This is a genomic window from Streptomyces tibetensis, from assembly GCF_007655005.1.
Lineage (GTDB): Bacteria > Actinomycetota > Actinomycetes > Streptomycetales > Streptomycetaceae > Streptomyces > Streptomyces tibetensis.
Window position 1 is genome coordinate 176686 of record NZ_SZVW01000019.1, and the last position, 19900, is coordinate 196585.

The following is a 19900-nucleotide window of genomic DNA, read 5'->3' on the forward strand; positions in this document are numbered from 1 at the left end:
AAGGAAGTGCTCGGGCTTGCGTTCATAGCGGCGGTGTAGGCGACGGTGGTGTTTTTGGTCCACCCTCCAAACGACTCGTTGGTGGCGATGGCGACGCTGTTCTTCTCCTCCCGCTCCGTCAGCACCTGGAACAGCAGTTCAGCGCCGCGGCGGTCCAGTTCCATGTAGCCAAGTTCGTCTGTGCAGAGCAGATCGACGCGTCCGTAGCGGGCGATGGTCTTGGTCAGGACCGTCTCGTCCGCCGCCTAGACCAACTCGTTGACCAGCTTGGTGGCGAGTGTGTAGCGGACCCGGAAGCCGGCCATGGCGGCCTCGGTGCCGAGCGCGATCAACAGGTGGGACTTGCCGGTGCCCGAGTCGCCGATCAGGCAGAGCGGCAGACCCTTCTTGACCCACTCGCAGGTCGCCAGGGTGTGAATGACGGCTGCGTCGACGTTCCCGTTGGCCTCGAAGTCGAGGCCTGACTGTCGTGCATGTCGGCTCCGGAGATGCCCAGCGACAGCGGCAGTCCGTTCCGGTCTGTGAGCAGGTGAATTTTCGTTCCTGACTTGCCACGATCGGTCGGATCCGGTCCCGTCAGCATCCCCCTTTTACTGCACGGATGCTGACCGAATCGATCGCACCGCGGCCAGTCCAGCTCACCCCGAGCACCGAGTTCATCCAGGACCACGCGGTAGAGCCGGGCCCAGACCCGGTCCCGACTCCACTGTGCGAACCTTCGGTACACCGTCTGCCAGGCCGGACCGAACACCGGCGGGAGCTGCCGCCGCGTACAGCCGGAGGTCGCGACGAAGATGATCGCGGCCAGTGCCTCGCGGTCACCGGCTCGACGCCGCCCCCCGCCCTGTGGACGCTTCACCTCGGCGGGCGGCACCACCCGCCGGAACAGAGCCCACAACTCGTCCGGTACCAACCGCTCAACAGGAATCGTCATGCCCGGTTCAACGCGCGATCGGGCCGTAAGAAACGATGTCTTAGCCGCGCACACCGCACAGGTGCAGCAGCGCGGCCACCCCGCGGTACGGATCCGTCCGCCCGGCCTTCTCCTCCACCGCGAGCAGCGTCTCCACGTCGGCCGGCACCTCCGCGCCGTCCGCCGCCGTGTCGGTGAACACCCGCACCCCGTACCAGGCGTGCAGCGGCGCCCCGATTCCCGCGAGCGTCGACGTCAGGTCCTTCAGCCGGTCGGCCCGCACGTCGAGCCCCAGCCGGTTGCGGTAGGAGACGGTGTCGAAGGCCGTCAGTGCCCCGGACCAGTCACCGGACAGGCCTGGCCGGATCGCGAGCGCGTCCCCGTTGCGCACGAGCAAGGACAGCAGCCCGCCCGGCGCGAGCATCCGGGCGAGGCCCGCCAGCAGCGGGTCGGGCTCCTCGACGTACATCAGGACGCCGTGGCACAGCACCACGTCGAAACTGCCCGGCAGGAAGTGCACGCCGGTGTCCCGGCCGTCGCCCTCGATGATCCGCATCCGCTCCCGGATGCCCTCCGGCTCCCCGGCGAGGGACTCCCGGGCCACGGCGACCATCGTCGCGTCCTGCTCCAGACCGGTCACCTGGTGTCCGGCCCGGGCCAGCCGCAGCGCCTGGGTGCCCTGGCCCATCCCCACGTCCAGCACCCGCAGGCGCCGGCCGACCGGGAACCGGCCGACTATCTGCTCGTCCAGCTGGCGGGCCACCAGCTCCTGACGGACGACATCGCGCAGCCCACCCAGCTTGTCCAGCCAGGCATCCGCCGCACCCCCGGAGAACGGCGTCGTGGTCAGGGCCGCTCTCCGCGCTTGACCTGCGGCTTGGGCAGCCGGAGCCGACGCATCTGGAGGGAGCGCATCAGGGCGTAGGCGACGGCGCCGCGCTTGTTCTCACCCGCGAAGCGCTCGTTCAGCTGCTTCTTCAGCCGGAAGGACGTGACGAACGAGTCGAGCACGATCAGCACGATCACCACGAGCCACAGCAGCAGCGCGACGTTCTGCAGCGAGGCCACCCGCACCATGCTCAGCGCGAGGATGACCACGGCCATCGGCAGGAAGAACTCCGCGATGTTGAAGCGGGAGTCGACGAAGTCGCGCGCGAACCGGCGGACCGGTCCCTTGTCACGCGCGGGCAGATACCGCTCGTCGCCGCTCGCCAGCGCCTGGCGCTGCCGCTCCATCGCGGTACGGCGCTCCGCCCGCTGTCGCTTGGCGGCCTCCTTACGCGTCGTCGACGTGTTGGCCACGCTGCGGCGCTGCGACTGGGCCGCAGTGCGCTTGGGCGTGGGGCGGCCCTTGGGGGCCTCGGGGTGACGGGGCTGACTGGAGTCGGTCACCGGCGCCTTGTCGGCGTCCTGGGCCTTCTCATCCTTCGCACGGCTACGGAACACAAAACCCAAGGGTAAGGGCTTTAGGGCATGGACCCCAGCCCGGTGGGGAACGATCCGGCAACACCAGTCGTCAGTAAGGGGACAGAGGGGACGTTGCGTACGCCTCCGGATGTTTCCCGGGGTGTACGGCTCCGGTAACCCCGGGGACCACCTACTCCCTACGCCGGAGCGGGAGCGTACGCAGTCGTCCTTGGGGATGAGCGCATCCGTCCCCGAACAGTGCGGTAATGGATGCAGGGCCCGTACTGTGGGTTCTGTCGCAGGAGCAGCTGCCGGAGTCGGTCAGAAGGGGGCGCGCGAAGCCCATGAGCGGTGTCATGAAGCGTATGGGGATGATCTTCCGCGCGAAGGCGAACAAGGCCCTTGACCGGGCCGAGGACCCGCGCGAGACCCTCGATTACTCGTACCAGAAGCAGCTGGAGCTGCTGCAGAAGGTCCGCCGTGGCGTCGCCGACGTGGCGACCTCCCGCAAGCGCCTGGAACTGCAGCTGAACCAGCTGCAGTCGCAGTCCGGCAAGCTGGAGGACCAGGGCCGCAAGGCGCTCGCGCTGGGCCGCGAGGACCTGGCCCGCGAGGCGCTCTCCCGCCGGGCCGCGCTCCAGCAGCAGGTGACCGACCTGGAGACCCAGCACGCGACGCTCCAGGGCGAGGAGGAGAAGCTCACCCTCGCGGCCCAGCGGCTCCAGGCCAAGGTCGACGCCTTCCGCACGAAGAAGGAGACGATCAAGGCGACGTACACCGCGGCGCAGGCGCAGACCCGGATCGGCGAGGCCTTCTCGGGCATCTCCGAGGAGATGGGCGACGTCGGCCTGGCGATCCAGCGCGCCGAGGACAAGACGGCCCAGCTCCAGGCCCGCGCCGGCGCCATCGACGAGCTGCTCGCCTCCGGCGCCCTCGACGACCAGTCCGGCATGCACAAGGACGACATCCAGGCCGAGCTGGACCGGCTCTCCGGTGGTACGGATGTAGAGCTGGAGCTGCAGCGCATGAAGGCCGAGCTGGCCGGAGGCCCGAGCAGCGGGCAGCAGGCCCTCGAAGGTGGCACGAGCCAGCAGCAGTCCCAGCAGCAGCCGCAGGACACCCCACGCTTCGACAAGCAGTAGGGGTCCACGCCTAGGAGGGCGACATGATCGTACGGATCATGGGGGAGGGCCAGGTGAGTCTGGCCGACGGCCACCTCGCCGAGCTGAACAAGCTGGACGACGAGCTCCTGGCGGAGATGGAGAACGGCGACGGCCCCGGCTTCCGCCGCACCCTCCAGGCCCTCCTGACCAGAGTCCGCGACCTCGGCGACCCCCTCCCGGACGACTCCCTGGAACCGTCGGAACTGATCCTGCCCTCTCCGGACGCGACGCTGGAGGAAGTCCGGGAGCTCCTGAGCGACGACGGCTTGATTCCGGGTTAGGGCCTGCCGTTTGGATCAGGTCGCAGACGCGGGGCCTGGCCCCGCTCACCGGCGTCGAGAGGAACTGCCGGTTTCCTGCGACCTGATCCGAACGACAGGCCTCAGCGGTCTGCGGGCAGTCGTGCCGATGGGCCGGCACGCGTGGGCGATGGGGCCCCCTGCTCGAGCGAAGCCGAGAGCTTGGGGGAGGCACCCCGCCGCGCCGGGTCGCGCACTCGCCCTGGCCCCGACGCCGAGCACCTCACACCCGGCCCCCATACCCCCGCACACCCACCCCGGCTACCGTGAACCCCCGTGAGCACCCTCGCGCGGGCCAAACACCAGGCCAAGGCGCACCCCCTGGCCCTGGACGCCGTCCTCGCCCTCGCCGTCCTGGTCTGCATGGTCGCCGGCTCGTTCGTCGAACCCCGCCACCGCGACAGCGTCAGCTGGGCCCTGCGCACCCCCGACCCCCTCAGCCTCGTCCTCATGGCCCTCGGCGCCGCCGCCCTGGTCTTCCGCCGCCGCGCCCCCATGACGGTCCTCGCCCTCACCGGCACCCTCTCCGTCATCGAGTCCCTCACCGGCGACCCCCGCACCCCCGTCGCGATGTCCGCCGTGATCGCGCTGTACACCGTCGCCTCCACCACCGACCGCCCCACCACCTGGCGCGTCGGCCTGCTCACCATGACCGTGCTGACCGGCGCCGCCATGTCGGCCGGCTCCCTGCCCTGGTACGCCCAGGAGAACCTCGCGATCTTCGCCTGGACCGGCATCGGCGCCACCGCCGGCGACGCCGTCCGCAGCCGCCGCGCCTTCGTCCAGGCCATCAGGGAGCGCGCCGAGCGGGCCGAGCGCACCCGCGAGGAGGAGGCCCGCCGCCGCGTCGCCGAGGAACGCCTGCGCATCGCCCGGGACCTGCACGACGTCGTCGCCCACCACATCGCCCTGGTCAACGTGCAGGCCGGGGTCGCCGCCCACGTCATGGACAAGCGCCCCGACCAGGCCAAGGAAGCCCTCGGGCATGTCCGCGAGGCCAGCCGCTCCGCGCTGGGCGAACTCCGGGCCACCGTCGGCCTGCTCCGGCAGTCCGACGACCCCGAGGCCCCCACCGAACCCGCCCCGGGCCTGGACCGCCTCGACGAACTCACCGGCACCTTCCGCAACGCCGGCCTGCACATCGAGGTCGCCCGCGCCGACCAGGGCACCGCCCTGCCCGCGGCCGTCGACCTGGCCGCCTACCGGATCATCCAGGAGGCCCTCACCAACGTGCAGAAGCACGCCGGGCCCCAGGCCAAGGCGGAGGTCAGCGTCGTCCGCGTCGGACCGCACATCGAGATCACCGTGCTCGACGACGGCAGCGGCGAGCACGAGCCGCAGGACAGCGGCGGCGGCCACGGACTGCTCGGCATGCGCGAACGCGTCACCGCCCTACGCGGCACCCTCACCACCGGTCCCCGCTACGGAGGCGGCTTCCGCGTCCATGCGATCCTGCCGGTCAAGAACCGCACACCGACCGGGGAGGGCCCCGCATGACCATCCGTGTCCTGCTCGCCGACGACCAGGCGCTGCTGCGCAGCGCCTTTCGTGTGCTCGTCGACTCGGAGCCCGACATGGAGGTGGTCGGCGAGGCCTGCGACGGCGCGGAAGCGGTCCGGCTGACGAAGGAGCAGCAGGCCGACGTCGTGCTCATGGACATCCGCATGCCCGGCACCGACGGTCTCGCCGCGACCCGCATGATCAGCGCAGACCCCGACCTCGCCGACGTCCGGGTCGTCATCCTGACGACCTTCGAGGTCGACGACTACGTCGTGCAGTCGCTGCGGGCCGGCGCCTCCGGCTTCCTCGGCAAGGGCTCCGAACCCGAGGAGCTGCTGAACGCCATCCGTATCGCCGCCGGTGGCCAGGCCCTGCTCTCCCCGGCGGCCACCACGGGCCTGATCGCCCGGTTCCTCGCACAGGACCCGGCCGACGACGACCGGGACCCGGGTCGCGGCGAACGGCTCGACTCGCTCACCGTCCGCGAACGCGAGGTGCTGGTCCTCGTCGCCGGTGGGCACTCCAACGACGAGATCGCCGAGCGCCTCGAAGTCAGCCCGCTGACGGTGAAGACGCACGTCAACCGGGCCATGGCCAAGCTCGGCGCCCGGGACCGCGCCCAGCTCGTGGTCACCGCGTACGAGTCCGGCCTGGTCCGTCCAAGGGTGGAGTGAGCTCTACCCGGCCGTACTGCGGCCGGAGTATGCGCCGCATAAAGATGTGGACCTGGGGCCTACAAAACCCCGCTCCCGCATGGCTCAGGGTGTAGGGGCGGGCGCTCATCTGCGCGTCCGCTGCCGCTTCTGCCGTTAAACAGAAGAGAGACCCTCACCCATGTCCTGGCTGTCCAGGTTCAGCCTCGCGCAACGGGCCTTGATCGGGCTGATGTCGATCATCGCGCTCGTCTTCGGGGCGATCGCGATACCCCAGCTCAAGCAGCAGCTGCTGCCCACCATCGAACTGCCCATGGTGTCCGTGCTGGCGCCTTACCAGGGCGCGTCCCCGGACGTGGTCGAGAAGCAGGTCGTCGAACCCATCGAGGACACCCTCGAAGCCGTCGACGGCATCAGCGGCGTCACCTCCACCGCCAGCGAGGGCAACGCCGTGATCATGGCGTCCTTCGACTACGGCGACGGCACCGAGCAGCTGGTCGCCGACGTCCAGCAGGCCGTCAACCGGGCCCGCGTCCAGCTCCCGGACGACGTCGACCCGCAGGTCGTCGCCGGTTCCACGGACGACATCCCGACCGTCGTCCTCGCCGTCACCTCCGGCCGCGACCAGCAGGCCCTGGCCGACCAGCTCGACAAGACCGTGGTGCCGGACCTGAAGAGCATCGACGGCGTCGGCCAGGTCACGGTCGACGGTGTGCGCGACCTCCAGGTCACCGTCACGCCCGACGACGCGAAGCTGGCGAAGGCGGGTCTGACCTCGCAGTCCCTCTCCCAGGCGCTCCAGGCGGGCGGCGCGACCGTCCCGGCCGGCTCCTTCGACGAGGACGGCGCCAACCGCACGGTCCAGGTCGGCGGCGGCCTGACCTCGCTGCGGCAGATCCAGGACCTGATGGTCACGGGCGGGCCCGGCAAGGGCAAGCCGGTGCGGCTCGGTGACGTCGCCACCGTGAAGCAGCAGGAGGCCACGGCCGACTCCATCACCCGCACCGACGGCAAGCCCAGCCTCTCGGTCGCCGTGACGATGGACCGCGACGGCAGCGCGGTCGCCATCTCCGACGCCGTCCAGGACAAGCTCCCGGACCTCCGCAAGGACCTCGGCTCCGGTGCGACCCTCACGGTCGTCAGCGACCAGGGCCCCGCCGTGTCCAAGTCCATCAAGGGCCTGACCACCGAGGGCGCGCTCGGTCTGCTCTTCGCCGTCCTGGTGATCCTGGTCTTCCTGGCCTCGATCCGCTCGACCCTCGTGACCGCGGTGTCCATCCCGCTGTCCGTGGTCCTCGCCCTGATCGTGCTGTGGACGCGCGACCTGTCGCTGAACGTCCTCACCCTGGGTGCCCTGACCATCGCCATCGGCCGTGTCGTCGACGACTCGATCGTGGTCCTGGAGAACATCAAACGCCACCTCGGCTACGGCGAGGAGCGCCACTCGGCCATCCTCAACGCGGTCCGCGAGGTCGCGGGCGCGGTCACGTCCTCGACGCTCACCACGGTCGCGGTGTTCCTGCCGATCGGCCTGGTCGGCGGCATGGTGGGCGAGCTGTTCGGCTCGTTCAGCCTGACCGTGACGGCCGCGCTGCTGGCGTCCCTTCTCGTCTCCCTGACGGTCGTGCCGGTGCTCTCGTACTGGTTCCTGCGCCCGCCGAAGGGCACCCCGCAGGACGCGGCCGAGGCCCGCCGGCTGGCCGAGGAGAAGGAGGCCAAGAGCCGCCTCCAGCGCCTCTACGTCCCGGTCCTGCGTTTCGCGACCCGCCGTCGCCTCACCAGTGTGGCCCTCGCGATCGTCGTCCTGGTCGGCACGTTCGGCATGGCGCCGCTGCTGAAGACGAACTTCTTCGACCAGGGCGAGCAGGAGGTCCTCACCGTCAAGCAGGAGCTGAAGCCCGGCACCAGCCTGTCCGCGACGAACGCCCAGGCCAAGAGGGTCGAGCAGGTGCTCGCCGGCGTCAAGGGCGTGAAGGACTACCAGGTCACGGTCGGCTCGTCCGGCTTCATGGCGGCCTTCGGTGGCGGCACGGACACCAACCAGGCCTCGTACCAGGTGATGCTCGACGACTCGGCGTCCTACGAGGACGTCCAGAGCGGCATCGAGAAGGGCCTGGCCGGTCTGAAGGGCATCGGCACGACCACCGTCGCCGCCGGTGACGGCTTCGGCAGCCAGGACCTCAGCGTGGTCGTGAAGGCCGCCGACGCCGACGTCCTGCGCACCGCGTCCGAGGAGGTCCGCAAGACCGTCGCCTCCCTCGACGACGTCACGGACGTCTCCAGCGACCTCTCCACCAGCGTCCCGCGCATCTCGGTCAAGGCCAACGACAAGGCGGCCGCGGCCGGGTTCGACGACCAGACCCTCGGCGCCGCCGTCGCCCAGGCCGTCCGCGGCACCACCGCGGCCAAGGCGGTCCTGGACGACACCGAGCGCGACGTCGTCATCCGCTCGGCCGAGCCCGCCAAGACCCTGAAGCAGCTTCAGGACCTGCGCCTCGGCCGCACGGTGAAGCTCGGCGACATCGCCACGGTGAAGCAGGTCGACGGTCCGGTCTCCATGACCCGCATCGACGGCCAGCGCGCGGCCACCATCACCGCGAAGCCGACCGGCGACAACACCGGCGCGGTCAGCGCCCAGCTCCAGTCGAAGATCAACGCGCTGAAGCTCCCGGACGGCGCCACGGCGTCGATCGGCGGTGTCTCCGAGGACCAGGACGAGGCGTTCGTCAACCTCGGCCTGGCGATGCTCGCGGCGATCGCGATCGTCTTCATGCTGCTGGTCGGCACCTTCAAGTCCCTGGTCCAGCCGCTGATCCTGCTCGTCTCCATCCCGTTCGCCGCCACCGGCGCGATCGGCCTGCTGATCGCCACCGGCACCCCGATGGGCGTCCCGGCGATGATCGGCATGCTGATGCTGATCGGCATCGTGGTGACGAACGCGATCGTGCTGATCGACCTGATCAACCAGTACCGCAAGCAGGGCCACGGCGTCGTCGAGGCCGTGATCGAGGGCGGCCGGCACCGGCTGCGCCCGATCCTCATGACGGCCCTGGCGACGATCTTCGCCCTCCTGCCGATGGCCCTCGGCATCACCGGCGAGGGCGGCTTCATCGCCCAGCCGCTGGCCGTGGTCGTGATCGGCGGTCTGGTGACGTCGACCCTGCTCACCCTCCTGCTCGTCCCGACGCTCTACGCGATGGTCGAACTCCGCAAGGAGCGCCGGGCGAAGAAGCGCGCGGCGAAGAAGGGCCTCCCGGCCCAGCGGACGGACGCGACGGAGCCGGAGCACGCGGGCGTGTGACGGCCTGACCCGGCGGCGGCCGGGCACCGGACCTTCACGGCCGGTGCCCGGCCGCCGCCCTGTCCCGTTACGTATCCTGTGGCCCCGAACGGCTTTACGGGGGAAGGGGATTCGGGCGTGCCGCTGCACAGCGAGGATCCGAAGTCGGTCGGCGGCTACCGGCTGCTCGACCGGCTCGGGGCCGGGGGCATGGGCGTCGTCTACCGGGCCAGAGCGCGTTCGGGCCGTGATGTGGCCATCAAGGTCGTCCACGCCCACTACGCCGCGGACAGCGTCTTCCGCGCCCGGTTCCGGCAGGAGATCGCGGCGGTCCGCAAGGTCAGCGGAGCCTTCACGGCCCCGGTCCTGGACGCGGACCCCGAGGCGGCCCGGCCCTGGATGGCAACCCAGTACGTGCCGGGGCCCTCGCTCGCGGGGCGGATCCGTGACCGGGGCGCCCTGCCGGAGGCCGAACTGCGCGGGCTGGCCCTGGGCCTGGTGGAGGCGCTGCGCGACATCCACCGGGCGGGGGTGGTGCACCGGGACCTGAAGCCGGCCAACGTCCTGCTGGCCGAAGACGGCCCGCGCGTCATCGACTTCGGCATCTCCCGCGCGGCGGACAACCACCAGACGCTGACCGAGACCGGCCAGATGATCGGCACACCGCCCTTCATGTCCCCCGAACAGCTCGTCGACGCCCGCGCGGTCGGCCCGGCGTCGGACGTCTTCTCACTCGGGGCCCTGCTGGTGTACGCCGTCACCGGGCGCGGCCCCTTCGACGCGGACAGCCCCTATCTGACGGCGTATCGGGTGGTGCACGACGAACCCGTGCTGGAGGGCGTCGGCGGCCTGCTGCGGGGGCTGCTGGAGCGCTGCCTGGCCAAGGAGCCCGCGGACCGGCCCGGACTCGACGAGCTGGCCCGGGAGCTGGCGGCCGTCCTGCCCGAGCGGGCGGACGGCGACCCGGTCACCATGCCTCTGCGCGCGGACAGGCTCCCGGCCGTCGAGCCCGTCCACCCCGCGACCGTGGCGGGTCCGCCGGGCCCCGTCCGCCCCCGCCGCCGCGTCCGACCGCTGCTCGCCGCCACGGGCCCGGTCGGCGCCGCCGTCCTCGGCCTGACGGCCTATCTGACGCTCGGCCCCGGCTGGGCGCAGAGCGCGGACCGGCAGGGCGCATCACCGTCCGCGAACTCCCGGTGGGCCGCACCGCCGGCCGGCTGGAAACCCTGGCAGACGACCGTGTACGAAACGGCCGGGCGCGGTGTGCGCAAGACGCAGCAGCCGCAGCCCGGCGGGCTGCGGGGCGGTCCGGAGTGCCGGACGTACGAGGGGGCCGTCTACTGCGCGGGCGACGGGATCCTCCCCGTCCGCCTGGACGGGAGGACGGGCGAGACCGTCTGGCGCGTCGGCCCGGCGGCGGCCGTCACCGGCGACGACCTCTCCAGGTTCGTGATCCTTGGCATCCGGGACGACGCCGTCCTGGTGCGGCAGGAGCCCCCCGGTGAGGGGACGACCCGGGTCTTCGCGTTCGACACCCGGACCGGCGACCGGCTCTGGGACCGCGCGGTGAACGACGCGTGGGCGGAGGTGGCCTTCTCCGGCGACGTCGTCGTGCTCCCGGAGGGAGACGGCACTTCGATGACGGCCCGCTCCGTCCGCACCGGCGCCTCGCGCTGGAGGGAACGGCTGCCCGCGAAGCACTTCTGCGGGGTCACAGAGGCCGCCCGGAAGCTGTACCTGCAGTGCGGCCCGGAGGACGGAGGGGAGGACGGGCTCGTCATGGAACTCCACCCGGCCGACGGCCCGGCGCGCAGGCTGAGCGTACCGAGAGGGGCCGGGCTGCTCGGCGCCTTCGACGACCGGCTCCTGTTCCTGGACCCGACTCAGGACGAGGACGGGAACATCCTCATGGGCCAGGACGCGCCGTATGCGGCCATTCGCTTGGTGGACCCCGCCACCGGTGCGCAGAGCAAGACGAAGCTGGCCGAGGAGTACGAGGGAAAGGTGACGCTGGCGGACGGCACCCTGTGGTTCGCCACCGCCAGCGGACGCGTCACCGCCGTGTCGGCCCGCACGGGCAAGCCCCTGTGGCAGACCCCGACCAGCCTGGAACAGCCGGCCGAGGCCATGTACGACCCGCGGACCCGGGCCGTGTACCTCGCCAGTGCCAGCGGCCGTGTCGGAGCGCTCGACGCGAAGAAGGGCACGCCGCTGTGGGAGACGCAGCCGAGGGCCCAGAGCAACGACACCGACTGGGGAGCCACCCAGGTGCGGCTCCTCGAAGGCGCCTTGGTCGCGACGACCCCCGGCGGCAGCGTCTTCAGCCTCGACCCCGCTCACCCCGAGCGGAAACCGCGCTCGGGGTGACGTGGGGCAGGGCGACGGCTACGGCAGGGCCAGCATCCGCTCCAGGGCCAGCTTCGCGAACGCCTCGGTCTCCTTGTCCACCTCGATGCGGTTGACCAGGTTGCCCTCGGCCAGCGATTCCAGGGCCCAGACCAGGTGGGGGAGGTCGATGCGGTTCATGGTCGAGCAGAAGCAGACCGTCTTGTCGAGGAAGACGATCTCCTTGCCCTCCGGAGCGAAACGGTTCGCCAGGCGGCGGACCAGGTTCAGCTCCGTGCCGATGGCCCACTTGGAGCCGGCCGGCGCGGCCTCCAGGGCCTTGATGATGTACTCCGTCGAACCGACGTAGTCCGCCGCGGCCACGACCTCGTGCCTGCACTCGGGGTGGACCAGGACGTTCACGCCCGGGATCCGCTCGCGCACGTCGTTCACCGAGTCCAGGCTGAAGCGGCCGTGCACCGAGCAGTGGCCGCGCCAGAGGATCATCTTCGCGGCGCGCAGTTCCTCGGTCGTCAGCCCGCCGTTCGGCTTGTGCGGGTTGTAGAGGACACAGTCCTCCAGGGACATGCCCATGTCCCGCACGGCGGTGTTGCGGCCGAGGTGCTGGTCCGGCAGGAAGAGCACCTTCTCCCCCTGCTCGAAGGCCCAGTCCAGCGCGCGCTCGGCATTGGACGAGGTGCAGATCGTGCCACCGTGCTTGCCGGTGAACGCCTTGATGTCGGCGGAGGAGTTCATGTACGAGACGGGCACGACCTGCTCGGCTATCCCGGCCTCGGTCAGCACGTCCCAGCACTCGGCGACCTGCTCGGCCGTCGCCATGTCGGCCATCGAGCAGCCGGCGGCGAGGTCGGGCAGGACGACCTTCTGGTCGTCGGACGTCAGGATGTCCGCCGACTCCGCCATGAAGTGAACGCCGCAGAACACGATGTACTCGGCCTCCGGGCGGGCGGCCGCGTCCCGGGCCAGCTTGAACGAGTCACCCGTCACGTCGGCGAACTGGATGACCTCGTCACGCTGGTAGTGGTGGCCGAGCACGAAGACCTTGTCCCCGAGCTTCTCCTTCGCCTTGCGGGCGCGCTCCACCAGGTCCGGGTCGGACGGCGAGGGCAGGTCGCCGGGACACTCCACACCGCGCTCGCTCTTCGGGTCGGCATCACGGCCGAGGAGCAGCAGGGCGAGGGGCGTCGGCTGGACGTCGAGCTCCTGGGTCTGGGCGGTGGTCACCACACGCACCCTTTCTGTTTCTGCGACTTTTCGTCGATTTGACGCTATCTATCATAACCGCTTCACGTCACTTTGACGATGGCCATAGCGTCGGTGTGACGTGAATCCCGGTGAGCCGCCGTTCATTCCCGGGAAGACCCGGAAAGAGCCGTTTTCCGGTTCCCGGCGCGTGTGCGAGCATGAAAAGGAGCCGGGATCGAGAGCCCGGCCCGGAATGAATCCGCGGCCCCGCCGGTTGCAACCGTCGGCAAGCAGTCTCCGAACAACCCGGGAGAGATGTAGATGTCCGTATCGGACGAGACCAGCACCGTCACCGACGGCATCATCCTGACCGACGCCGCCGCGTCCAAGGTCAAGGCGCTGCTCGACCAGGAAGGCCGCGAAGACCTCGCGCTGCGCGTCGCCGTCCAGCCCGGCGGCTGCTCCGGCCTGCGCTACCAGCTCTTCTTCGACGAGCGCGCCCTCGACGGTGACGTCGAGAAGGACTTCGGCGGCGTGAAGGTCGTCACCGACCGCATGAGCGCCCCGTACCTGGGCGGTGCCACGATCGACTTCGTGGACACCATCGAGAAGCAGGGCTTCACGATCGACAACCCGAACGCGACGGGCTCCTGCGCCTGCGGCGACTCCTTCAGCTGAGCCTGCCGAGCCGCCACCGGCGGCCGCGGACACGACGAAGGCGGCGGCCCCCTCCGACGGGGCCGCCGCCTTCGCGCTGCATCGCCGGGCCTTACCGCTCCGGCGTCGGGGGAGCCGGCAGCCGCGCGCCCTCCTTCGCCAGCGGCACGCCCTTGCCGTCCGTGTCGACGACCGCCCGGTCACCGAGCGGCTCGTCCAGCTGCACGGTCTCCTGGAACTGCTTGGCGATCATGACGCAGACCTTGTCCGGCCACGGGGTCGACGTCACGGTCACCGTCACCTCGTCGCCCTTCTCGCTCGCCTTCACGTCGTAGTCGGCGCACACCCCGCCCGTGAAGGTCACCGTCAGCTCCGCGCCCTCGGCCCGGTAGCCGTCCACCTTCACCTCGCGCGGTCCTGGAGCCGACGTCGGCTTGTCACTCGGCTCGCTCGGCTCGGGGGAGGCCAGATACTTCGGCTCGACCGCCGGGTACGTCACCGTGAACGGGTCCGTCGCGCCCGGCGCCGTCACCTCGAACAGCCAGGAAGGCACCAGCGCCTGCCGTCCGTCCACGACGTGCGAGGCCAGCCCGAACACCGCGTTCTCGACGGTCACGGTGTCCTGCTCGGGAGCACCGCTCGCCGGCTGCCCGCAGGGCTGCTCCAGCCGGTCCTTCAGCGGCGCGGGGCTGGCGCAGCCGCCGATGCCCATCCGGTGGTCGTTCTTCGGCTGCCCGTTCATCAGCTCCAGCGCCTTCTCGGCACTGACCACGGGGTACGTGTCGCCCTTCACCGGCGTTTTCAGCTGTCCGCTGCCGCCGACGACCTCACCGTCCGGGCCGACCGTGATCCCTGTCGTCCAGCCGTACGTGGGCAGTCCGCCGACCGCGGGATCGGCGTTCACCACCCGCTGAGCCCCCATGACCTGGCTCGCGTCGCGCTTCGCGTCGTCCTGACCCACCGCCCTCAGCACGGGCGCCGCGGCCTTCTCGGCCGCCTTCTCGCTCACCGGCGTGCCGCCGGACTGCGGGGCCGTGCAGGTGTCCTTGCCCTTGCAGTTGTCCGTGCCCGGGGCGTACCGGCTGAACGTCCAGGAGCCCGGTGCCTGCTTGTTCACCTGGAGGCTCGGCCCGGACCCGTCCCGACCGCCGATCTTCCAGCCCTCGCCCTGCGCCACCGGCGCCCCCTCGACTCCGAGGGCCTTGGCCAGTCGGGACACGTCCGCCTCGGTGACCTCGCCCCGCGCCCGGTAGACCGGAGCCTTGCCGGGGCCGTCGGGCAGGGTGCCGTCGACGCGGTAGGTGGCGCCGTAGGGGTTGGGCTCGCCGGGTGCGATGCCGTTGCCGCCGCCGGCCGTGGACTCCGAGTAGCCGTCGAGCGCGAGCGGCGGGGGAGTGTCGTCCCCACCGGGCGCACCCGATGTCGTGCCGCCGCCCGGCCCGCTGGAGGCGTTGGAAGCGAGCCAGGCACCACCACCGCCGATCAGCAGCACGGCCGCGGCGACGGAGGCGATGATCGCGGGCGTACGGGGACGGCCACCGCCGTGGCGGACCAGGTCCTCGTCATCGCGTACGGCGTGTACGTCGTGTACGTCGCGTTCATGACGGGGGAGGTCGCCGGCTTCATCCCGGGGGAGGCCGCCGACCGGTTCCGGGGTGGCGGCCGCCGAATCGCCGTCGGCCTGCCGGCCTTCGGACGCACCCGTCCGGGCGGTTTCCTCGAGGGCACCCTTCTCGACGGTTTCCTTGATGGCGCCCGTCTCGGCGGCTTCCGGCGTGCCCGGCTCCTCGGCGACCGGCTCGCCGTCCCCGCCCTCGGCCGCTTTCGCGTCAGCGGCCGGCGTGTCCTCCCCCGACGCCCGGGAAGTCTCGGCGGTCGCTTCGGTCGCTTCGGTCGCTTCGGTCGCTTCGGGCTCAGCGGCCTCTTCGGGCTCAGCGGCCTCCGGCGACTGCCCGGTCTCCGCCGAGGTTCCGGCGTCCGCCGCACGCGGCTCCTCGACCTCCGGTGCGTCGGCGCCGGCGCCCGCTTCCCTGGCGTCGGCGTCGTTGTCGGGTCGCTCGGTGTTCACCGCATCGCTCCTTCGGCTGCACAGCTGTCCCATGGGACCCGGCCCGGTCACACACGGACCGCTGGTGGGTCGTATCCCGCCTCCCCTTTACGGGGGACAGCGATGGGACGCAGCGGGGGAGCACACGGTTCCCGCGAGTGCGCCGTTCAGTCTCCGTAGTCGGACATGGCGTCGAGCAGCCGCGCCGACGCCGGAGGTACGGACACGCCGTGGATCAGGGCCGGGGAGACCGGTCGCGAAGCGATCCGGGGGACCGCCCAGTGTGGAGCCATCCGTGCCCCGCCACCCGGCAGCGACGCCAGATCGCCTTCGAGATCGACCGGAACGGGCGCATGGACCTTGAGGTTCGTCATAGCGGCACCGTATGCACGGTCCAGCTCACCGAGAAAGATCTACTATCGGGTAGTTTCGATGCCTTCAGAGCTGGCAGCCCACCCGATAGCGTGAACCGTCAAGGTCCGCCTCCCTCAGGAGAATCCACGCCGTGCGCATCGCAGTCACCGGCTCCATCGCCACCGACCACCTCATGACCTTCCCCGGCCGCTTCGCCGACCAGTTCGTAGCGGACCAGCTGCACACGGTCTCGCTGTCGTTCCTGGTCGACAAGCTCGACGTGCGCCGCGGCGGTGTCGCCGCGAACATCGCGTTCGGCATGGGGCAGCTCGGCACCCGCCCGATCCTGGTCGGCGCAGCGGGCGCGGACTTCGACGAGTACCGGGCCTGGCTCGACCGGCACGGCGTCGACACGGAGTCCGTCCGCATCTCCGACACGCTGCACACCGCTCGCTTCGTGTGCACGACCGACGCCGACCACAACCAGATCGGCTCCTTCTACACCGGCGCCATGAGCGAGGCCCGCCTCATCGAGCTGAAGACCGTCGCCGACCGCGTGGGCGGTCTCGACCTGGTCTCCATCGGCGCCGACGACCCGGAGGCCATGCTCCGCCACACCGAGGAGTGCCGCTCCCGGAAGATCGCGTTCGCCGCCGACTTCTCCCAGCAGATCGCCCGGATGGACGGCGAGGAGATCCGCATCCTGCTGGACGGGGCGACCTACCTCTTCTCCAACGAGTACGAGAAGGGCCTCATCGAGACCAAGACCGGCTGGAGCGACGCGGAGATCCTCTCCCGTGTGGGCCACCGGGTGACCACCCTCGGCGCGCGCGGCGTACGCATCGAGCGGGTCGGCGAGGACCCGATCGAGGTCGGCACGCCCGACGAGGAGCGCAAGGCCGACCCGACGGGCGTCGGCGACGCCTTCCGTGCCGGCTTCCTCTCCGGTCTGGCCTGGGGCGTCTCCCTGGAGCGTGCCGCGCAGGTCGGCTGCATGCTGGCGACCCTCGTCATCGAGACGGTGGGCACGCAGGAGTACCAGCTGCGGCGCGGGCACTTCATGGAGCGGTTCACCAAGGCGTACGGGGACGAGGCGGCGGAAGAGGTTCGGGGGCATCTGGGCTGATCGTCGTCGGCCGCGGGTGCGTGGGGGCTGGTCGCGCCCCGCGGCGGCAGCCGCATGTCGACACAGCCCCGCGCCCCTGAGTGACTCAGGTCGCTCTGCGGATCAGGTACGCCGTTCCTTGGTCCGCCGGCTCCTCGCCCACGTACTCCTGGTTTCTCATCTCGCACCACGCCGGGATGTCCAGGCGGGCCGCCTCGTCGTCCGACAGGATCCGGATCAGGCCGCCCACCGGCACGTCGCCGATGACCTTGGCGAGTTCGATGACCGGGATCGGGCACCTCTTGCCCAGGGAGTCCACCACGAGCATGTCGGCCTCCCGCACCACCGTCTTCGAAACCGGCGCCCCCAGCTTCTCCCGCACCGCCGTCACGGCCCGGGGAAGGACGGCCAGGAACCTCTCCACATCCTCCTCGGCCGTCCCGAGCGGCAGCGAAACCCGCACATTCCCTTCACTCAGCACGCCCATCGCCCGCAGCACATGGCTCGGCGTCAGCGTGCTGCTCGTGCAGGACGATCCGGACGAGACCGAGAAACCCTCGCGGTCCAGCTCGTGCAGCAGGGCCTCGCCGTCGACGTAGAGACAGGAGAACGTGACGACCCCGGGCAGCCGGCGCACCGGATCACCGACGACCTCGGCGTCGGTCACCAGCCGCGGCACCCGCGCCCGGATCCGGTCCGTCAGCTCCCGCAGGCGCACCGCCTCGCCGGCCGCCTCGGCCCGCACGGCCCTGAGCGACGCGGCCGCCGCCACGATCGCCGGGATGTTCTCGAAGCCGGGCGCCCGCCCCGACTCCCGCTCGTCCACCGGCCCTTGCGCCGCGAACCGGACACCCTTGCGCACCACGAGCAGCCCGACCCCGGACGGCCCGCCCCACTTGTGCGCACTGGCCGTCAGCAGCGACCAGTCCCCGTCCACCGGCCCCCATCCCAGGGACTGCGCCGCATCCACCAGCACCGGCACCCCGGCCTCCCGGCACAGCTCCGCCACCGCCGCGACCGGCTGCTCCGTCCCCACCTCGTGGTTGGCCGACTGCAGACAGGCCAGAGCCGTGTCCGCGCGCAGGGCGTCGCCGTAGACGACCGGATCCACCGCCCCGCCCCGGTCGACGGGCACCTGGGTGACGGACCCGCCGTCCGCCTCGTGCGCCTCGGCCGAATGGAGTACGGAGGAGTGTTCGACGGCTGACACGATCAGGTGGCGTCCGACCCGCCGCCGCCCGGCCAGCGCTCCCGCAACGCCCGTGTGCACGGCACGGCTTCCGGACGAGGTGAACACCAGCTCGTCCACCCGGCACCCCACGGCCTCGGCGGCGGCCTCCCGTGCCGCGTCGAGCAGCATCCGGGCCCGCCGTCCCTCCCTGTACAACCGCGCAGGATCCGCCCACCCTTCATCGAGCGAGGCCTGCAGGGCCTGCCGGGCGACGGGATGAAGCGGAGCAGCGGAAGCAGCATCGAAGTAGGCCACACCGCAACGCTAGAACGTCCCCGGGGCAGGCGTACCTCAGGGGCGCGGGGAACGGCGCGAACAGCCACAAACCACCCGCAGCCGCCAATTCAGCGAACCGCCCGGGTGAGTAGGCACCCCTCCCCGAGAACCCCCGGAGGGCGTCGGCTAGGGTTTGGTCCGCATAAACATCCAAACCCCTGCCCGACGCAGGGCCGCGACCGACCAGCGAGAAGGCCAGGCCGCAGCCGATCCGCGCGGGCGAGACTCTCGGGAAGGCGCTACGTGAGTCCCAACGGCTCCGACCGCTCGCCGCGGCGCCCGATGCGGCGGAAGCTGCTGCAGGCACTGACCGCGGGCTTGGTCTTGGCGACAGCCACCGGTTGCTCGTACAACTGGGAAGACTTCCCCCGCCTTGGTATGCCCACCCCGACCACGGAAGAGGCTCCCCGGATCCTCTCCCTGTGGCAGGGTTCCTGGGCGGCTGCGCTCGCCGTCGGCGTGCTGGTGTGGGGTCTGATCCTGTGGAGTGCTTTCTTCCACCGGCGCAGCCGCACCAAGGTCGAAGTTCCTCCGCAGACCCGGTACAACATGCCCATCGAGGCGCTGTACACCGTGGTTCCGCTCATCATCGTCTCGGTGCTGTTCTACTTCACCGCCCGTGACGAGTCCGAGCTGCTCAGCCTCAAGAAGAAGCCCGACGTCACGGTCAACGTGGTCGGCTTCCAGTGGAGCTGGTGCTTCAACTACATCGAGCCGGTCGCCGGTTCCACCGGGGACGCCAAGACCTCGAAGGACCTGGACGCGATCCCGGACCGGTTCAAGAAGGACTTCCCTGCAGGCGCCGGCGGTGTCTACGACTGCGGTACCCCCGGCACGCGGAACCCGCAGACGGGCAACCCGGGTCCGACCCTGTGGCTGCCCAAGGGCAAGACGGTCCGCTTCGTCCTCACCTCGCGTGACGTCATCCACTCCTTCTGGGTGGTGCCGTTCCTCATGAAGCAGGACGTCATCCCGGGCCACACCAACGCCTTCGAGGTGACCCCCAACAAGGAGGGCACCTTCATGGGCAAGTGCGCCGAGCTCTGCGGCGTCGACCACTCTCGGATGCTGTTCAACGTGAAGGTCGTCTCCCCCGAGCGCTACGAGCAGCACCTCAAGGACCTCGTGGACAAGCAGCAGAACGGTTACGTTCCTGCCGGCATCGCGCAGACGAGCCACGAGAAGAACCGGGAGACGAACAACCTGTGAGCATCCTCAACGAACCCCAGGGTGCCGCGGCAGCAGGGTCCCACTACCAGGACGAGCTGCCGGTCAGGCGCCAGAACCGCGGCAGTGTCGTGGTCAAGTGGCTGACGACGACGGACCACAAGACGATCGGCACGATGTACCTCGCCACGTCTTTCGCGTTCTTCGTCATCGGCGGCGTGATGGCGCTGCTCATGCGCGCCGAGCTGGCCCGTCCGGGCCTGCAGATCATGTCGAACGAGCAGTTCAACCAGGCGTTCACGATGCACGGCACGATC

Annotated in this window: 16 protein-coding genes and 2 pseudogenes; 10 read left to right on the plus strand and 8 right to left on the minus strand. The window is 70.7% G+C overall.

Features of this window, described 5'->3' with window-relative positions:
• Positions 1 to 44: 44 nt before the first annotated feature.
• The 4 genes and pseudogenes from FDO69_RS30200 to FDO69_RS30215 all read right to left on the minus strand — a co-directional run.
• Positions 45 to 521 (minus strand): annotated as a pseudogene (locus FDO69_RS30200) (ATP-binding protein); the annotation flags it as partial.
• A pseudogene (locus tag FDO69_RS30205) lies at positions 518 to 934 on the minus strand (transposase); the annotation flags it as partial. The pseudogenes FDO69_RS30205 and FDO69_RS30200, both read right to left, overlap by 4 nt.
• Before the next feature lie 40 nt (positions 935 to 974).
• The gene (locus tag FDO69_RS30210) at positions 975 to 1676 is read right to left on the minus strand and encodes a class I SAM-dependent methyltransferase (protein WP_053671975.1); all 702 of its coding nucleotides are present in this window, start codon (positions 1674 to 1676) and stop codon (positions 975 to 977) included.
• Between the two features lie 83 nt (positions 1677 to 1759).
• Entirely contained in the window at positions 1760 to 2359 is a 600-nt protein-coding gene (locus tag FDO69_RS30215; protein WP_104784158.1) for a DUF3043 domain-containing protein, read from the minus strand.
• 317 nt (positions 2360 to 2676) lie between these two features.
• Between FDO69_RS30215 and FDO69_RS30220 the strand changes: the two genes are divergently transcribed.
• The 6 genes from FDO69_RS30220 to FDO69_RS30245 all read left to right on the plus strand — a co-directional run bounded on the left by FDO69_RS30220 (position 2677) and on the right by FDO69_RS30245 (position 11582).
• Positions 2677 to 3462 (plus strand): PspA/IM30 family protein, encoded by a 786-nt coding sequence (locus tag FDO69_RS30220; protein WP_267896263.1) that lies wholly within the window; start codon positions 2677 to 2679, stop codon positions 3460 to 3462.
• Between the two features lie 23 nt (positions 3463 to 3485).
• Positions 3486 to 3764: a PspA-associated protein PspAA gene (gene pspAA, locus FDO69_RS30225; protein WP_097216183.1), complete on the plus strand. Its 279-nt coding sequence runs from the start codon at positions 3486 to 3488 to the stop codon at positions 3762 to 3764.
• A gap of 294 nt (positions 3765 to 4058) precedes the next feature.
• On the plus strand, positions 4059 to 5279 hold the full coding sequence (locus FDO69_RS30230) for a sensor histidine kinase (RefSeq protein ID WP_104784163.1): 1221 nt from the start codon (positions 4059 to 4061) through the stop codon (positions 5277 to 5279).
• On the plus strand, positions 5276 to 5956 hold the full coding sequence (locus FDO69_RS30235) for a response regulator (protein WP_104784166.1): 681 nt from the start codon (positions 5276 to 5278) through the stop codon (positions 5954 to 5956). The genes FDO69_RS30230 and FDO69_RS30235 overlap by 4 nt, the downstream gene beginning before the upstream one ends.
• A gap of 160 nt (positions 5957 to 6116) precedes the next feature.
• Positions 6117 to 9236 carry an efflux RND transporter permease subunit gene (locus FDO69_RS30240; RefSeq protein WP_104784169.1) on the plus strand — a complete coding sequence of 1040 codons (3120 nt, stop codon included), beginning with the start codon at positions 6117 to 6119 and terminating at the stop codon, positions 9234 to 9236.
• Between the two features lie 117 nt (positions 9237 to 9353).
• A complete protein-coding gene (locus FDO69_RS30245; protein ID WP_104784171.1) occupies positions 9354 to 11582 on the plus strand; it encodes a protein kinase domain-containing protein in 2229 nt (742 codons plus the stop codon).
• A gap of 18 nt (positions 11583 to 11600) precedes the next feature.
• Here FDO69_RS30245 and nadA read toward each other — a convergent pair whose 3' ends face one another.
• Positions 11601 to 12785, minus strand: a complete 1185-nt coding sequence (gene nadA / locus FDO69_RS30250) for a quinolinate synthase NadA (protein ID WP_104784217.1) — start codon at positions 12783 to 12785, stop codon at positions 11601 to 11603.
• 282 nt (positions 12786 to 13067) lie between these two features.
• On the opposite strand from nadA, the gene FDO69_RS30260 reads away from it, so the two are divergent.
• A complete protein-coding gene (locus FDO69_RS30260; protein WP_031109243.1) occupies positions 13068 to 13424 on the plus strand; it encodes a HesB/IscA family protein in 357 nt (118 codons plus the stop codon).
• Between the two features lie 91 nt (positions 13425 to 13515).
• Here FDO69_RS30260 and FDO69_RS30265 read toward each other — a convergent pair whose 3' ends face one another.
• Entirely contained in the window at positions 13516 to 15471 is a 1956-nt protein-coding gene (locus tag FDO69_RS30265) for a hypothetical protein (RefSeq protein ID WP_324827813.1), read from the minus strand.
• A 146-nt stretch (positions 15472 to 15617) separates the two neighbouring features.
• Positions 15618 to 15824 carry a hypothetical protein gene (locus tag FDO69_RS30270; RefSeq protein WP_104784174.1) on the minus strand — a complete coding sequence of 69 codons (207 nt, stop codon included), beginning with the start codon at positions 15822 to 15824 and terminating at the stop codon, positions 15618 to 15620.
• Between the two features lie 131 nt (positions 15825 to 15955).
• On the opposite strand from FDO69_RS30270, the gene FDO69_RS30275 reads away from it, so the two are divergent.
• Positions 15956 to 16930, plus strand: coding sequence for a carbohydrate kinase family protein (locus tag FDO69_RS30275; RefSeq protein ID WP_104784176.1), 975 nt, complete (start codon positions 15956 to 15958; stop codon positions 16928 to 16930).
• A gap of 85 nt (positions 16931 to 17015) precedes the next feature.
• Here FDO69_RS30275 and FDO69_RS30280 read toward each other — a convergent pair whose 3' ends face one another.
• The gene (locus tag FDO69_RS30280) at positions 17016 to 18395 is read right to left on the minus strand and encodes a cysteine desulfurase/sulfurtransferase TusA family protein (RefSeq protein WP_104784179.1); all 1380 of its coding nucleotides are present in this window, start codon (positions 18393 to 18395) and stop codon (positions 17016 to 17018) included.
• Positions 18396 to 18659: 264 nt separating this feature from the next.
• On the opposite strand from FDO69_RS30280, the gene ctaC reads away from it, so the two are divergent.
• Together ctaC and FDO69_RS30290 are read left to right on the plus strand one after the other, a co-directional pair.
• Positions 18660 to 19625, plus strand: a complete 966-nt coding sequence (ctaC, locus tag FDO69_RS30285) for an aa3-type cytochrome oxidase subunit II (protein WP_030837547.1) — start codon at positions 18660 to 18662, stop codon at positions 19623 to 19625.
• Positions 19622 to 19900 (plus strand): cbb3-type cytochrome c oxidase subunit I (locus FDO69_RS30290; protein ID WP_170320964.1); only part of this gene is annotated, 279 nt, incomplete at its 3' end. The genes ctaC and FDO69_RS30290, both read left to right, overlap by 4 nt.

Excerpts from the sequence above, each read along its gene's own strand:
- FDO69_RS30220 (WP_267896263.1), top strand. The coding sequence starts at position 2,677 with ATGAAGCGTATGGGGATGATCTTCCGCGCGAAGGCGAACAAGGCCCTT.
- FDO69_RS30240 (WP_104784169.1), top strand. The coding sequence starts at position 6,117 with ATGTCCTGGCTGTCCAGGTTCAGCCTCGCGCAACGGGCCTTGATCGGG.
- FDO69_RS30260 (WP_031109243.1), top strand. The coding sequence starts at position 13,068 with ATGTCCGTATCGGACGAGACCAGCACCGTCACCGACGGCATCATCCTG.
- pspAA (WP_097216183.1), top strand. The coding sequence starts at position 3,486 with ATGATCGTACGGATCATGGGGGAGGGCCAGGTGAGTCTGGCCGACGGC.
- FDO69_RS30270 (WP_104784174.1), bottom strand. The coding sequence starts at position 15,824 with ATGACGAACCTCAAGGTCCATGCGCCCGTTCCGGTCGATCTCGAAGGC.
- FDO69_RS30235 (WP_104784166.1), top strand. The coding sequence starts at position 5,276 with ATGACCATCCGTGTCCTGCTCGCCGACGACCAGGCGCTGCTGCGCAGC.